Annotated in this window: 13 protein-coding genes; 4 read left to right on the forward strand and 9 right to left on the reverse strand. The window is 53.0% G+C overall.

Annotation, left to right across the window (positions count from 1 at the left end):
- Positions 1-58: 58 nt before the first annotated feature.
- Complete coding sequence (locus tag E6C51_RS01750) at positions 59-1,069, reverse strand: ATP-binding protein (RefSeq protein WP_190234819.1); 1,011 nt, start codon at positions 1,067-1,069, stop codon at positions 59-61.
- 143 nt (positions 1,070-1,212) lie between these two features.
- Between E6C51_RS01750 and E6C51_RS01755 the strand changes: the two genes are divergently transcribed.
- Both E6C51_RS01755 and E6C51_RS01760 read left to right on the forward strand, forming a co-directional pair.
- Positions 1,213-1,545: a type II toxin-antitoxin system PrlF family antitoxin gene (locus E6C51_RS01755; protein WP_190234820.1), complete on the forward strand. Its 333-nt coding sequence runs from the start codon at positions 1,213-1,215 to the stop codon at positions 1,543-1,545.
- Between the two features lie 3 nt (positions 1,546-1,548).
- Positions 1,549-2,052: a type II toxin-antitoxin system YhaV family toxin gene (locus E6C51_RS01760; RefSeq protein WP_190234821.1), complete on the forward strand. Its 504-nt coding sequence runs from the start codon at positions 1,549-1,551 to the stop codon at positions 2,050-2,052.
- Between the two features lie 9 nt (positions 2,053-2,061).
- Here the strand turns inward: E6C51_RS01760 and E6C51_RS01765 are convergent, their stop codons facing one another.
- A complete protein-coding gene (locus E6C51_RS01765) occupies positions 2,062-3,225 on the reverse strand; it encodes an acyltransferase family protein (protein WP_190234822.1) in 1,164 nt (387 codons plus the stop codon).
- Between the two features lie 162 nt (positions 3,226-3,387).
- Here E6C51_RS01765 and hisC point away from each other — a divergent pair, with 162 nt between their 5' ends.
- Positions 3,388-4,440, forward strand: a complete 1,053-nt coding sequence (gene hisC, locus E6C51_RS01770) for a histidinol-phosphate transaminase (protein ID WP_190234823.1) — start codon at positions 3,388-3,390, stop codon at positions 4,438-4,440.
- Between the two features lie 6 nt (positions 4,441-4,446).
- On the opposite strand, the gene E6C51_RS01775 is transcribed toward hisC, so the two are convergent.
- The 7 genes from E6C51_RS01775 to E6C51_RS01805 form a co-directional block, all read right to left on the reverse strand.
- Positions 4,447-6,276: a heavy metal translocating P-type ATPase gene (locus E6C51_RS01775; RefSeq protein WP_190234824.1), complete on the reverse strand. Its 1,830-nt coding sequence runs from the start codon at positions 6,274-6,276 to the stop codon at positions 4,447-4,449.
- A 94-nt stretch (positions 6,277-6,370) separates the two neighbouring features.
- Positions 6,371-7,240, reverse strand: a complete 870-nt coding sequence (locus tag E6C51_RS01780; RefSeq protein ID WP_146933659.1) for a protein phosphatase 2C domain-containing protein — start codon at positions 7,238-7,240, stop codon at positions 6,371-6,373.
- Positions 7,241-7,475: 235 nt separating this feature from the next.
- Positions 7,476-9,218, reverse strand: coding sequence for a methyl-accepting chemotaxis protein (locus E6C51_RS01785; RefSeq protein WP_190234825.1), 1,743 nt, complete (start codon positions 9,216-9,218; stop codon positions 7,476-7,478).
- Positions 9,219-9,367: 149 nt separating this feature from the next.
- Positions 9,368-10,426, reverse strand: a complete 1,059-nt coding sequence (locus tag E6C51_RS01790) for an ABC transporter ATP-binding protein (protein WP_190234826.1) — start codon at positions 10,424-10,426, stop codon at positions 9,368-9,370.
- 6 nt (positions 10,427-10,432) lie between these two features.
- On the reverse strand, positions 10,433-11,221 hold the full coding sequence (locus tag E6C51_RS01795) for an ABC transporter permease (RefSeq protein WP_190234827.1): 789 nt from the start codon (positions 11,219-11,221) through the stop codon (positions 10,433-10,435).
- The gene (locus tag E6C51_RS01800) at positions 11,218-12,087 is read right to left on the reverse strand and encodes an ABC transporter permease (RefSeq protein ID WP_190234828.1); all 870 of its coding nucleotides are present in this window, start codon (positions 12,085-12,087) and stop codon (positions 11,218-11,220) included. The genes E6C51_RS01795 and E6C51_RS01800 overlap by 4 nt, the downstream gene beginning before the upstream one ends.
- Before the next feature lie 81 nt (positions 12,088-12,168).
- Entirely contained in the window at positions 12,169-13,230 is a 1,062-nt protein-coding gene (locus E6C51_RS01805; protein ID WP_407920767.1) for an ABC transporter substrate-binding protein, read from the reverse strand.
- Positions 13,231-14,079: 849 nt separating this feature from the next.
- Here E6C51_RS01805 and E6C51_RS01810 point away from each other — a divergent pair.
- Positions 14,080-15,651, forward strand: a complete 1,572-nt coding sequence (locus tag E6C51_RS01810; protein WP_190234829.1) for an amino acid permease — start codon at positions 14,080-14,082, stop codon at positions 15,649-15,651.
- Positions 15,652-15,737: the final 86 nt, after the last annotated feature.

Below are 15,737 nucleotides of genomic sequence, written 5' to 3' on the forward strand. Positions count from 1 at the left end.
GTATCCTATAGCTCTAGGATTTTACGAATGTCGGTGTATCATTTTAGCGCATTAGTTGCTACTGAAAGTCACGAGTAAGCATTTGAGAGGCTGCTGATGCGTAAGATTTGTTTGCACCCTTAATCTCTTTTGCCGCCCGGATTCCATCTTTATGAAATCCTGCTAAACGGTCTTTGAGATCCGAAAGCTTTGAAGTATCCAGATGAAGTCTAACCGCGGTCCCTTTCAAATTTGAGTGGATGTCGAGCTTTCGATTTTTCTCAAGCCATACTCCTGCATTTCCGCTACATATAAAAAAACAACCGCCCGCCCGGCAAATTCTATTTGTCATGTATAGCCCATATCCGGTATTCATCCACGGATTGCTACCTTTTCCTGCTGAGATGTTTCCTGACACTCCGGGCATTAGTGCTGTATTAATACTTTCTCTGTCGGTTTCAAATCGGAAGTTTGGATTTTGGCCAAGGCCTGCTTTGATTCCGATTCCTGCATCAATGATACCGACCTCAACTTCGTTTTTGGATGGCCAATGTTGTGCGCATATTAAAACTTCATCCGCACAACTATGCTCGAATGCATTGCGTAAAATTTCTCTGATCGAATAGGTTAGTGTATCATGAACTATTCCTGCATTTGTTTGTGTTAGTATTGTGGATAACGATGCCGCCTTCCGCTCTATTATTTCACCTTTTTCTACATACTCTTGCGAAGCTTTTTCTGATATTTCGCGCTTTTTTATTGACTGGATGGGAATATATCTCTCACTGCCTTTCGCTTCCCCCGGTTCATTGCCATGATCCAGCCCAAAGGTTTTAAAAAAGCCCATGTGTGCTGCATATTGATGATTCTCATGATTTGTTACGTAAAGTTCAGAGTTTGGATGTAAATCTCCAAACTGCCTTAGATGCATGGCAAGCAAAATCATTGAAAAAGGAGGAAACCATCGCGTCTGTCCAAAGTCAAAATCAAATCCATCCGCACTTTCTAACTTGCTTAATTCATAGCCGAATTTACATATTGAGGCGGGTGTAAGTTTCTGAGGCAAAATAATTTTTTTTATGTTTGACAAATGAATCTCCCTATTTAAATCTTGATGGACGTGGTGCATGTCAATAAGCTTCAACCCTTACGATTAAGTTGATATTTAAACCTCAAGACTGTTGAATATGTAAGGAATTTCCCTTACCTTTTGTGATGGATAGGGAGACATCGATGCCAGCTCTTATGCGCAAAATAAGCACCATCACGGAAAAGGGTCAGGTCACGATTCCCAAGACTGTTCGGGATGCGCTTGGGCTGGGCTATGGCGGTCGGATTGCTTTCAACATTGACGAAAGCCGTCATGTTTCCATTGAACGCGTCGATGATGAAGACGAGGCTGATCCGGTGATTGATCACTTCCTGACCTTTCTGGCCAAGGATATGCAGGAAAACCCTCAGCATATTGCCGAGTTTCCCGAGGCTTTGCGGGGTCGGATGCAGGCTTTGGTCAAGGGCATGGAAGTGAACCTTGATGATGCCATTGATGGCGAAGTCGATCTTTGATCCATGCCTGTCATTTACGGCTGGACCGTTCTCGCACATCCTCTTCTTGTCGATCAATTGGAAAAACTGACGGCTTCTGTGGAAGCCTTGGCGCTCAAAAAGCCTAATGACTACCAAAATAGTGCCAATGCCAAGCTGTTGGCGGCTTTGCTGACGCTCATTTGTGACAAGGTTCCGCAAGACCCTACATTAAGCGCCTATGTTCAGGGAAAGACCTTGGGGCCCAAGCGTCGACATTGGTTCCGTGCCAAATTCGGTCGCGGGCGTTTTCGCTTGTTTTTTCGTTATAGCACCCAAGCGAAGGTGATTATTTTCGCTTGGGTTAATGATGAAAATTCCTTGCGAACCTATGGTTCAAAGACGGATGCTTATGCCGTCTTTAAAGACATGTTGGACAGCGATAATCCGCCCGACAATTGGGAGGAATTGCTTAAAGCCATCTCCGCGAGTTCATCTGAAAGTCGTTTTGATACGGCCTATCAGAAAGCAAAAATTTCCGACAGATAGGAGCCTCCATCATCTTGTCACGACCGCCGCCTGCGGCAAGACCTCGTTTTGCTCTCCCTTTTGTGCCGTAAAGCTGAACTTTTTGCGCAGTCGCAATATTGGCTTCTCAATAAAATGCCATGAACCCATGGCCACCAGCGTTGCGATGGGCAGGGATATGGCAAAATGCAGCCATGGTGATGTCAGCTTTGGAAATAGCGTGACGAGGCCTTGCTGAAAAGGATAGCCGTAAAGGTAGATCCCGTAGGAATAGTCGCCGCGATGATAGAGCGGAATGCGGGGAATGGGCGTCATGCCGATAAAGACGGTGAGGTAGACCAGCATCGGCGCGAAGATGATGCAGAGCGTGCTTCCGCTGACATCGGGCAACAGGAAGGATGCAGCCAAAGGGCAGGCAACGCAGATCAGGGCCAGAATCCCATGTTTGGGAATGAAGCGGCGAAAGAGAAAGAAAATCGCTCCCAGCATGAAGTTGACGTAAAGCATCAAACCACTTGGCCCGATGAAGTGATTCAGCAGTGTGAAGCCCGCGCTTTGCGGCTTGAAAAGCCCGCCCAGTGTTGCCGGATTGATCTTGTAGATCGTAAGCCCGATGATGATGACAGTGACCACAAGTGTCGCCATCAGAGCTGCAAAGGGTCGTTTTAAAAAGCCAAAAACAATCAGGGCTGACATAATGGCGTAGCAGCCGATCTCATAGGGAACTGTCCACAGGGAGCCATTCACGGTGGCCGGAAAAGGATTGTGCTCAAACACGCCGGGCAGAACAAAATGGATCACGCCAAAGATATTGGCGAAATAGGCCCAAAATTCATAGGAACTGAAATAGGTTTGCAGGCTCACGGTTGTAAAAATCGGCCCCAGAATGAGAGCGGCAAAGACGATGTCAACCGCAAGCGCTGGCACAATACGAATGCCGCGGTTGAGCAGGAAATCTTTCAGGCGAAGGCGCATGGCGCTGCCGGTGATCAAAAAGCCGCTGAGGGCAAAAAACATCGGCAGGATTGCGGCTTGCAGCACGGTGATGCCGGGCTTGGAAAATTGAAACTTCTCACCCTCGGCAATCAGGAAAGAGTGGGTAAAAAGCACCATGATGGCGAGGAAAATTCTGAGGAAGTCAAACCCCGGGCCAATACCCCGGTGCTCATCCAGTACAGATCCAATTGTCTTCATTGAAATACCTCTATGTGCAAGTTTAGCGATCTCTATGTTAGAGAAACGATAGGTGAATGCTCATTGGCGGGTCGTTCAATGCTCAGGCTTTAGATGGAACTTGTGTTTATTTTTAGGGCGCTTAATGTTTGAAAATATTGACAATACAACTGGGAAGTCAGCATGAGCCAGTTCTGGAGCCCCATCGTTCGCACACTGACACCCTATGTTGCTGGCGAGCAGCCCGCTATCAGCACGTTGATAAAGCTGAACACCAATGAAAACCCCTATGGTCCATCACCCCATGCGTTGGCCGCAATGCGCGAGGCGGTGGAGGATGGACTGCGGCTCTATCCCGATCCCAGCGGTTTGCCCTTGCGCACGGTGATTGCCGAAACCCACGGTCTTGAGCCTGATCAGGTATTTGTTGGCAATGGGTCCGATGAGGTGCTGGCCCACACCTTTCAGGCGCTTTTGAACCACGATAAGCCGCTGTTGTTTCCCGATATCAGCTATAGTTTTTACCCCACCTATTGCCGCCTCTATGGCATTGCCTATCGCAACGTGCCGCTGGATGAGGTCATGCGGGTGAACATTGCAGATTATCGGCAGGATTGCGGGGCGATTATTCTGCCCAACCCCAACGCCCCCACCGGGATTGCTTTGCCTCTAGGCGAGATTGAAACTCTTGTGCGGGATCATCCCGATCAGGTGGTGGTGATTGATGAGGCCTATGTGGACTTTGGCGCAGAAAGTGCTGTGTCGCTGATCAAGACCTGTCCGAACCTGCTGGTGGTTCAGACATTTTCAAAGTCGCGCGGGCTGGCCGGTTTGCGGGTTGGTTTTGCCATGGGCCAGCGTCATTTGATTGAGGCCTTGGAGCGGGTTAAGGACAGTTTCAATTCCTATCCGCTGGATCGGCTGGCGCTGGCGGGAGCCGTTGCGTCTTGGCAAGATCGAGATTGGTTTGAGCGCCATCGGGATTTGTTGATGAACAGCCGCGAGCGGTTGGCGATTGGCCTTCGCGATCTTGGTTTTCAGGTGTTGCCATCATCTGCCAACTTTGTCTTCGCTCGCCACCCTGACAAATCGGGGATGGAGCTTCTTCACGCTCTACGCGAAAGGTCAATTTTGGTCCGGCGCTTTGCTGGTGAGCGCATAGAAAATTACCTGCGGATCAGTATAGGCACTGATGCCGAGTGCGATAAACTTTTGGCGGCCTTGGCAGAGATATAAACGTTGTTATCTCAGCGCCCGCAGAGCGTTCAAAATAACCGTGATGTCGATGAGTTCTTGCAGCAAGGCTCCTTGCACCGGAGGCAGATAGCCGAAGGCGGCGGCGACCATGGCGCTTAGCGAAAGGCCAAGGCCTACGCTGACGCTTTGAAAGGCAATGGTGCGACTGCGCTGGGCAATTGTCATGGCTTTGGACAGTGCAGAAAGCTGGTCCACCAACAGCACAACGCCTGCCACTTCTGAGGATGAGGCGGTGCCGTGGGCTCCCATGGCAACACCAATATCGGCGGCAGCAAGGGCCGGGGCGTCGTTGACGCCATCTCCCACCATCATCACAGGGCCGTTGCGGTGCTCGGCGCTGACTGTTGCCACTTTTCCGTCTGGGGTCAGGTCGCCCAAAATCACATCAATACCAAGCGTCGCGCCAATGTTATCGGCAATGTCTTGCCGATCACCGGAGGCGAGAATGATTTTGGCAACGCCCGCATCGCGCAGCGCTTGAAGAGCATTTGCGGCGTCGGAGCGGATGCGATCGGCAAGAATGATAACGCCCGCCACAGCGCCATCCACACCCACAGCCACTGTCATCGCGGTTTTATCAATGGTTGACAGCAGGACAAGATCATCGCCCTTCTTGCAGCGATTGCGCACAAAGCTGTTGCCGCCAACAACGATATTGTGACCATCAACCACGCCCTCAAGACCGGCACCTGGAACCTCGATAACCTCTTGCGGTGCCGAGAGCGTCAGTCCACGCCTTTGTGCTTCGCCAATCAGGGCGGCGGCCACCACATGCCCGGAGGCCTGATCAAGGCTGGCTGCCAGCCGCAATACGGTATCGGCATCATAGGCGAGCGATGTTTTGATCTCTGTTACCTCCGCCTGCCCATGGGTGAGGGTGCCGGTTTTGTCGAGAATAACGGTGCGCACCTTGGCAAGCGTTTCCAGCACCCCACCGCCTTTCACCAGCACGCCCATGGACGCTGCGCGCGACATGCCCGCCATCAGCGCAACGGGAACCGCGAGAATGAGCGGGCAGGGTGTGGCGGATACCAGAACGGCGAGCACCCGGTCTGTATCTGAACTCAAAAGCCATGCGCCACCGGCAATCACCAGCGTGAGGGCCAGAAAGCCCAAAGCATATTGATCGGCCATGCGCGCCAGCGGCGCTTTGCTGGCTTGTGCTGCTGCCACAAGCCGAACAATGCCCGCATAGGTGCTCTCGGTTGCCGGGCGCGTCGCAATCATGTCAAAAGGTGGGCCAGCGCATGTTGAGCCGCTCAAGGCCTCACCGCCCCTCTCGCGTTTGACCGGCAAAGATTCGCCAGTAAGCGATGAGAGATCGAGCAGGGCAACATCGCTGGCAATGCATCCATCCACCGGAAGCACTTCACCTTGGCGGATCAGCAGACGATCGGCGGGTTTGATTACGGCAATCGCCACCTCTTGCAGAGCGTTTCCCTCATAGCGCATGGCGGTGTGGGCAACGCGGCTCATCAAGGCGGTCATTTCGCGCTTGGCTCGGCCTTGGGCAAAGCGCTCCAGCAATTGGCCGCTGGAATACATCATGGCCACAACATTGCCCGCCAGAGGCTCACCAAAGGCAAGCGCTGCCGACATGGACAAGGCCGCCACGACATCAAGGCCGATATCACCGGCCCGAAGTGCATTTACGATCTGCACCAGCAAGGTGATCAGAATGGGCACCGTGGCCACCGACCACACAAGATCGGCATAGGAAACAGCATCCACCCACCACAAAGCAGTGCCAACGAGCAGGCCAAGACCTGCTATGGTGATCAAACTATTGGCGATGTGCTGCCTGAAAATATCCATAGGCTCTTCCATGTGGGCGCAAAGGCATTTTTCACCCTCTACCCGTGCCACAGAAGAAGCAAGCTATCCAACAGTCCAATGGCCTCGCCCGCCGTTAGACCTCAATGCGGCATAAAATCGCGGTGGTGTCATCGCATTGTTTAAAGCGTGGAAACTGGACGCCATCGGGGTCCACCTCCCGTTCCAAATGGCGCAGCTCTGCCACCAGGGCTTTTAGCCCGGCTGTGGCTGCGCGCTTGATCAGGCTGGCGGGGTCATAGGCGTGGTAAAGGCTGACAAGGTCGGCGAGGCCATCAGAGGCAATGATTGCGGTTGCGCCGCCTGTGAGAACAATGTCTGTGCGGCTCAAGTGATCGGCGGCATCGGGAACAAGACCCAGTGACCAGATCCAGCCATCGGGCGTATTTTGCTTCTCGCGTGCGTGGCGCAGCTCACTCAACGTTTGCGGATCATGGGCGGCAACACCACTTTCACCAATGCTACCGACGCGTTCAACATGGGCGCGCGCTGCCATTTGCTCACGCTCGAAGGCTTCGGGAAGCGCCGTCAAGCTTTCCACTCTTCCATCGTCATGCAGAATATAAACCACGCTATCGCCAAGGCCGATAAATTCAGCGCCATCCGGGGTGAGCCGAAGAGCGGCGAGGGCGCACAGCGGCCAGGCATAACGCGGCTGTTCGCCCGCAGTTGCGGTGAAAAGCTCGTGGGCATCGAAAGCGATGGCGCGGATAAGCTCGGTGACAAGCGTGTCCACCGAGAGTTCGTTGATCAGCCGCTTCGCGGCAAACTGGGCCATCCATGCGGCGTCGGAGCCAAAACCTTCCATATATTGCTGATCGCCAAGGCCGGTTGCGCCGTCCAGCACAAAGGCACAATCGGCATTATGGCCAAGCCGATCCTCATTGGCGCGATCGTCCTTGCCGGGGTCGGTGATGGTGTCGATGATGGTGAGTTGGGCGGTCATGGTGGCTCATAGTGTGGTGGGCGCGCCCGACTGTTTGCGAATGAAACAGGCAGACGAGCACTTTTTCTTTTCGTTTATCTGCTGGCAAATTATTTTGCCGTTTGGTCTGACAAACTGCGCGGAACGTTATGCTGGTACTGTTCCACACTGCATCGACGTTGCAAAAGAAAAATGTCAAAAATAAAAAACGCCAAGGAGATTATCCTTGGCGCTGTTGCATGAACATGGCGCAAGTTCAGGCGGCGCTTCGCCTTTGATTGGTGTCTGGGCCTCGGCGGTCCTGTGCCCCGCGCATGGCCGCAGCACTTCCCGGTTCGCGGATGCTTGAGCGCCGGTTGAGCTGGAAGCGGTTGGCCAGTTCAGTGAGTTTTGCCGCCCCGCTGGAAAGTGCTGCGCTGATGGCATTCATACCGCTGACCATGGAGGCGTTTTCTTGGGTCATTTGATCCAGTGCGTTGACGGATGAGCTGACTTCCGTAAGGCTGCTGGCTTGTTCAGCTGCGGCTCTGGCAATGGCTTCAACATTGTTGTCGATTGATTCCACGAAAGTGGAAATATGGTTGAGCGCGCTACCTGTTTCGCCCACCAGCCGCACACCCTCGGTCACTTCCTCGCTGGACTTGGCAATCAGTGCCGAAATCTCACGCGCGGCCTTGGCAGAGCGCTGCGCCAGTTCGCGCACTTCCTGTGCAACCACCGCAAAGCCCTTGCCGCTTTCGCCAGCACGCGCCGCTTCAACGCCCGCATTCAGGGCGAGAAGATTGGTCTGGAAGGCAATTTCATCAATCACGCTGATGATGCTGCCGATCTCTTTCGAGGCGCTTTCGATGCGGCTCATGGCGTCGACGGTGGAGCCCACCACTTTGGTGGATTCGGTGGCCGCTTTGCGGGCATCGCGCACCAGATTGCGGGTTTCGCTGGCGCGGGCACTTGATTCCTTGACGGTAACGGTAATCTCTTCAAGCGCCGTGGAGGTCTTCTCCAACGCTTCAGCCTGCTGCTCGGAGCGCTGCGCGAGGCTGGACGATCCATCCAGCATGGCATCACTGTGCTGCGAGACGGATGCTGTCTCGGAGAGTACCTGCGCGAGTGTTTCCTGAAACTTGCCAATCGACATATTGAAATTCTGGCGCAAATATTCAAAGGCCGGAATGAACGGTTCATCAATGGTCATGCGAATATTGCATTGTGCCAGGCGCTCAAGGCCTGCGCCAATGGCGTCAACGGCGTTGACGCGGCCTGTGACATCGGTTGCAAACTTGACGATTTTGAAGACTTTGCCTTTTTCATCGACAATCGGATTATAGGTTGCCTGGATAAAGACCTTTTTGCCACCCTTGCCGATACGCATGAATTCATTGCTCTGAAATCCGCCAACGTTCAATTTGTGCCAAAACTCTTTGTATTCTGGCGAAGATGCGTAGGTGTTGTCGCAGAACATCGAATGGTGCTTGCCGACGATCTCTTTCAAATCATAGCCAAGTGTTTTGCAAAAGGCGTCATTGGCGGTGAGAATTTCACCTGAAGGCGTAAACTCGATCACGGCTTGAGAGCGCGACAAGGCATCAAGCTTGCCATCGCTGTCCATGGATTTGAGTTTCGCAGCGGTAATGTCAGTGGCAATTTTGATGATTTTATAGGGTTTTTTACCCCGAAAAACTGGATTGTAGGAGGCTTCAATCCAGATTGGCTGTCCTGATTTGGTAAAGCGTTTGTATTGGCGCTGATCAAACTCACCACGGCCAAGCTTGGCCCAGAAGTCGCGATAGGCTTGCGAGTCCGCGTCTTGCGGGTCAACAAAAATCCGGTGATGTTTGCCAACAATTTCTGAGCGATTATAGCCGAGCGCTTTACAAAAATTATCATTGGCACTCAGAATATTGCCTTGAAGGTCGAATTCAATAATCGCTTGCGAGCGGTTCAAGGCATTTAGGATTGCTTTAGCGTCGCCACCCTGACCGAATGATAGTAAACCCATGTAACGTGACTCCAGTGTTGCAGCACATTATACGGGCTTGTATTTTCGGAATCGTTAACTTGTTGAAGTCTTCATGGTGTTAGTGCGTTGAAATTTCTTTATTTTTCCCGCTGACGTGGCCGAAGAAGCGTGCGCACGCGCATAGCGGGTTAATCCGGAATGATCATCAGGTCATCGCCCGCGAATTTGAGGGTCACGTTATCGCCAGCCAAGGGGGGCTTCTGGGCGGGATCATTGAATGTATCAAAGCAGATGGTGGTGCCGCCGACATTGAGACGGGTGCGAATGACAGAGCCAAGGAAGTGGCTGGAGGAGACTGTGCCACTTAACTGCACATCGCCCTTGGCACCTTCTGCCATGGAGCCCGCCTCAGGTCGTAGCGCGATTGTCACGGTTTCGCCTTTGGCCTTGTTCACTGCCCGCTTGACCTTCACCTGCTGGTCGCCAATTTGCAGCGTGTTGGACGCGCTATCAACAACTTTGGCTTCAATCAGGTTCAGTGTGCCAACGAAGGACGCGACAAAGCGGGTTTGCGGATTGTTGTAAATCTCGAACGGTGTGCCGATCTGGTCGGCGCGGCCTGCGTTCATGACCACGATACGATCAGAGATCGATAGTGCTTCTTCCTGATCATGGGTAACGAAGACGGTGGTTATGCCCAGTTGCATCTGGATTTGACGGATTTCCTCGCGCAAGGAGACGCGAATCTTGGCATCCAGCGCCGACAGCGGTTCATCCAGCAAAAGCACTTGCGGTTTGGGCGCGAGTGCGCGCGCCAGCGCCACGCGCTGCTGCTGACCGCCGGAGAGCTGATAGGGGTAGCGGCTGGCCAGATGCTCCAGATGGATCAGCTTCAGCATTTCCATGACGCGCGGTTCAATCTCGGCCTTGGGCAGCTTGGCGATTTTGAGACCAAACGCCACGTTGTCAAACACAGTCATATTGGGAAACAGGGCATAGGCCTGAAACACCATGCCGATGTTGCGCTGGTTTGGCTTCAGATCATTCTGGTTTTTACCGGCAACGGAAATGGTACCATCTGTGATGGTTTCAAAACCGGCAATCATGCGCAAAATCGTGGTCTTGCCGCAGCCTGATGGGCCGAGAAAGGAGATGAACTCTCCCTTGTTGATCGACATATTGAAATCATGCACGACCTGAACGGTGCCGTAGCTTTTCTTGAGGTTGGTGAGGGTCAAAAAGGACATGGGCAATCAGGCCTTTGCGGGCATATGTTTGGAAAAGCGGGCGACGAGGTTGAGCAGCGCAATGCTGGCCCAGGTCATGGCGAAAGCAATGATGGCCAACGCCGGAGGCTCATAGGCCTTGTTGGCACCAATCAATTGCAGATAGGGGCCAAACGCCGGGCGGTTGAGCAGCGACGGAATGGTAAATTCACCAATGACAATGGCAAAGGCGATAAACGCGCCGGACAAAATGCCCGACAACACATTGGGGAAAATGCAGCGCAACAGGATGGTGGCCCAGCCAGCGCCAAGGCTTTGAGCAGCCTCTGTCAGGGTGCGCACATCAATGGTGCGCATGGCGGCATCAATGGAGCGATAGGTATAGGGCAGCGACAACATCATCAGGCCGAGCAGAAACAGCAGGTTGGTGCCAGATGTGGTGGCGGTGAGCGGCAGGAAAGAGGAAGAATTATAGAGCCGCAAATAGCCAAAAATCACCACGATGGACGGAATGACCAACGGCAGCATGGTGATAAATTCCACCACAGGCCGCATTTGCGGCAGGCGCAGGCGTATCCAATAGGCGGTGGGCACAATGAGCACAGTGATGAAGATGATGGTCAAAACCGCCATCAGCAGCGAATAGCTGAAGGAATCGCGAAAGGTGGTGTCAGAAAACACCGAGCGATAGGCATCGAAGGAATATTCACCACGGCGCATGCGCAGTGAAAATTCAAAGGTCGCAATCAGCGGTACGAGAAAGTAAAACGAGCCAATGGCAATGGCCAGCCAGGCGAAGAGTTTTTGCATCTTCATTTCTGCCACCGTTCTGCGCGCACCCGCAGCGTGATGTAAATGATGTTGGAAATGCCGGTGACGACAATCATGCCAAACGCCAGCGCATAGCCAAGGTTGGCATTATGCAGCACGTCGCCACGAATCTGAGCGTAGAGCTGAATGGGCACGATGTTGAGCGAGCTGCCGGTGAGCGAGAAGGCGGTTGCAATCGCCCCGAAGGAATTGGCAAACAACAGCACAAAGGCACCCGCCAAGCTGGGCAGAAGAATGGGCAAGGCCACCTTCATCCAATATTGGGCATGGGTTGCGCCAAGGCTCTCAGCCGCTTCGCGCCACTCCTTGCGCAGGCCCTCAATGGCCGGGGTAATGATCAGAACCATCAGCGGAATCTGGAAATACATATAGGTCAGGGTCAGGCCGGTGAAGCTCAAGAGGTTAAAGCCGGTGGCATAGAGATTAATGCCAAACCAGTCCCGCAGCAGCACGGTGATCAGGCCAAGACGCCCCAGTGTGGACAAAAATGCGAAAGCCAGTGGCACGCCCGCGAAATTGGAGGCAACACCGCAAAATGTCATCACCGCCGAGCGAATAAAGGGCGGCAGGCCGCCCAGCACCAGCGCCCAGGCAATGTAAAAACCCAGCAAAACCCCGCCAATGGCCGAGGCGATACTGATGCGGATACTGATGGAAAAGGACGACATGATCTTGTCGGTAAAAAGATCGACAATATTGGCGAGTGTAAAATGGCCGTTGGCATCCTGAAATGCGCCCGTGACCAGATAAAGAGTTGGAACAATCAAAAACATAAGGGCGAAAAGCATGAAGGGTGCAACACCCAACCAATCGAAGAGCTTTCGGTTTCGCTCCGCCTTACTCACTTGCATATGGAAAATCCCTGCCGGATAAAACGTCTGAATGCAAATGTGCCTCCCCGAAGAGTCGAGGAGGCACACCAGTTTTATAGATTACTTCACAGACGCGCCGACAACCTTGTCCCAGCCTTCGGTGATCACCTTCTTATACTCGTCCTGCTGGGCGAGTGTTGGGAATACGGCCTGTTCATAGGCCTTCGGGTCAGGCAGCTTGGCCAGCACGTCGGCTGGAATCTTGCCGTTCTTGGCAAGATCGTTGAAGCGGATTGGGTGGCAATAGCCCTTCAACCAGCCAATCTGGCCTTCGTCAGAATAGAGATATTCCATCCACAGCTTGGCAGCGTTTGGATGCGGTGCGTAAGCCGAAATGGCCTGTACATACACACCGGCAACTACGCCAGAGGCAGGAACGATAACGTCAACCGGAGGGTTGCCCTTCAGCGAGTCACGGCCAGCCAATGCATTATAGTCCCAACGCAGCATGATCGGGGTTGTGCCTTGTGCAAGCGTTGCAGGCTTGCCAACTACAGGAACGAAATTGCCCTTGGCATTCAACTCTTTAAAGAAGTTAAGACCAGCTTCGCCAGCCTTGGCGGCATCACCTTTCGCAGCAGACAGACCGGCTGCAAACACGGCAGAAATCGCCTGATTGGCTGTGCGCGGGTCACCGCCCAGAGCAACCATATTGGCATATTCTGGCTTCAACAGATCGGCCCAATCCTTTGGCGGATTCTTGACCAGATCCTTGTTCACTTCAAAGGCCATAACGCCGTAGTAGTCGCCATACCAATAGCCGTCAGCATCCTTGGCGGCGTCTGGAATGCTATCCCATGTGGAAACCTTGTAAGGCTGGATCAGTTTGTCGGCCTTGGCGGTTGGGCCAAAGGACAGGCCAACGTCAATCACGTCAGGAGCCTGATCGCCAGTGTTGCCTTTGTTGGCCTTGATGGCTTCAATTTCGTCGCCAGAGCCAGCGTCAGGGTTCAATTCATTGACCTTCAGGCCATATTTGGCCTTGAAGCCTTCGATCACACCACCATAGCCGCACCAGTCGTGGGGCAGGGCGATGGTTGTCAAGGTGCCTTCCTTTTTGGCAGCGGCGATCAACTCGGCGCTCGGCTCGGCGGCCGCAAAAGTGCTCGAAGCAATGACCATGGCGGTCGAGAGAGAAAGAATGCGGCGCAAACGGGTGTTCACTGGTGTTCTCCTTGGTTGTCTGCTGATAGCCGAGCAAGTCAATATGAGGCTGACATGATAGTTGTGTGACAGATGCCCGCGGTTTCCACATGTGGAACACCCGGGATCACGTTTCTCAATTCCCCTCAGCCGTACGGGCATCAATGCGCGATGATCGAGCCCGGAATTAAACTCTGCTGTTCCCTTATCCGGTCTTTGCCGGTTCGCCCTTGCGGGTTTGTGACAGCAAATAAGACGCCAGAGGGTGCGAGAGTCAATCTACCGCCATTCAAAAAGTGTCATATATCGCCAATTTAAAGCGCAATTCCCTGAAATTTATTTTTTAAATGTATGAAATTTATAAGGAATTTTTTTGATAGAGTGTTCTGGGCATTTGTCATAATTGCACCATGCGGCTGGGATTCGCGCTTTGCATCGATTTTTATCATGTGGCGCGCCGTTTTTGGTCATCTGCCAAAAAACAGCGCAACGGCGCTATAGGTGCTCAATCATTTTATCGTGTTTTCCATAGAGATTGACAAAATCTCCGTGCAGGATTTCCATTCGGCATGTGAATTGCTTTCCAAGCAATGTGAGCAGCAGATATTTAAATTTATAGAGCTTCTGACCGAAAAGTGAGCACTGGTTTTCGGTGCAATACGCAGGCCCCGCACCATAGGATCGTGGTTCGGGTTTTTAGCGAAAAGCGGCGTTTCGCGCATTTGATCCGGGGAAACAGCGAGAGCGGGCACAGCGCTTATAACGGCAAAAGCCGATGAGCGCACAGGCAGAAGCTGCCGGGTTTATCCCGGCTAACAGGGGGTCACAATGGCCGATTACTCAGACGTTGATAAACAGGACGATCTGCATATTCTGCATTCCATGGGCTATGCTCAGGAACTTGAGCGGCGCATGAGTTCGTTCTCCAATTTCGCAATTTCATTTTCAATCATCTGCATTTTATCTGGCGGCATCAATTCGCTGGCGCAGGCAACGTCTGGTGCGGGCGGGGCGGCTATTGGCATTGGCTGGCCGTTGGGCTGCGCCATTTCAGGCGTGTTTGCGCTGGGCATGGCGCAAATTGCCTCCGCCTACCCAACAGCAGGCGGGCTTTATCACTGGGGCTCGATTTTAGGCAATCGCTTTACCGGCTGGGTGACCGCCTGGTTCAATCTGATTGGTCTGGTGACCGTGCTGGGGGCAATCAACGTTGGTACCTGGGGGTTCTTTGCAGGTTCGATTGCGCCCTGGTTTGGCATGAATGTTGATACCACAACGGCGGCTGGCTTTGCCAATCAGATCATTTTTGTCGGCGTCATCACAGCGCTGCAAGCATTGGTCAATCACCTTGGCATCAAGCTGACGGCGAAGCTGACCGATATGTCAGGCTATCTGATTTTCATCACTGCGATTGTGCTGACGGTGGTGTGCCTGTTTGGGGCCAAGTCCTGGGATTTCAGCCGCATCTGGACCTTTACCAATTATTCCGGCACCCCGGAGGGCGATGCATCCGTGTGGCCGCACACCGGCAGCATGTGGTATATTTTTGCTCTCAGCCTGCTTTTGCCGATTTACACGATCACCGGTTATGATGCTTCCGCCCACACATCTGAAGAAACTATCAAGGCGTCTGAATCCGTGCCAAAGGGCATGATTTCATCGGTGTTCTGGGCCTCCTTGTTTGGCTATATCATGCTTTTGGCTTTCCTTTTGGCCATTCCAGATATGGATGAAGCCGCCAAGCAGGGCTGGAACGTGTTTTTCTGGACGCTCAACAGCGTGGCCAATCCGGTTATCGCCAATATCTTGTACCTTGCCATTTTCATCGCACAGTTGATTTGTGGTTTGGCGACGGTGACTTCTGTGTCGCGCATGATTTTTGCCTTCTCGCGGGATGGCGGCCTGCCCATGTCCAAGGCGCTCTCAAGCGTCAGTGCCAAGTTCCGCACACCGGCCATCGCCATTTGGGTTGGCTCCGTGGCTTCGGTGCTGTTTGTCTGGGGTGCCTCGCTGGTCACCATTGGTGGCGCGTCGGCCTATACCATTGTGGTGTCCTGCACCGTCATTTTCCTGTTCCTGTCCTTTGCCATTCCGATTGTGCTCGGCATGAAGGCAATCGGCACCGCAAAATGGCCGAAAATGGGTCCATGGAACATGGGTATCGGCACTTACAAGCTGGTGGGTTGCCTGGTTATTCTGGCCATGGTTGCTATTTTCATCATTGGTGTGCAGCCGCCAAACCAATGGGCGATGTATATCACGGTTGGTTTTCTGGGGCTGACAGCGGTGATCTGGGTGTTGTTTGAGCAGCGCCGTTTTAAAGGCCCACCGATTGGTGATGAAGTCATCAAGCGCCAGAGAGAAATTGCCGCCGCAGAAAAAGCGATTGGCGATGTCTGACAGATTGTCGGCAAGATGATGAGAGGCCGCGCAAATGTGCGGCTTTTCAGTTTTTTGGGTGAAGCGCCCGATTTTCATCAATTCAT

It is taken from the genome of Gillisella terrae (genome assembly GCF_004801395.1).
In the GTDB taxonomy this organism is placed as follows: domain Bacteria; phylum Pseudomonadota; class Alphaproteobacteria; order Rhizobiales; family Rhizobiaceae; genus Allorhizobium; species Allorhizobium terrae.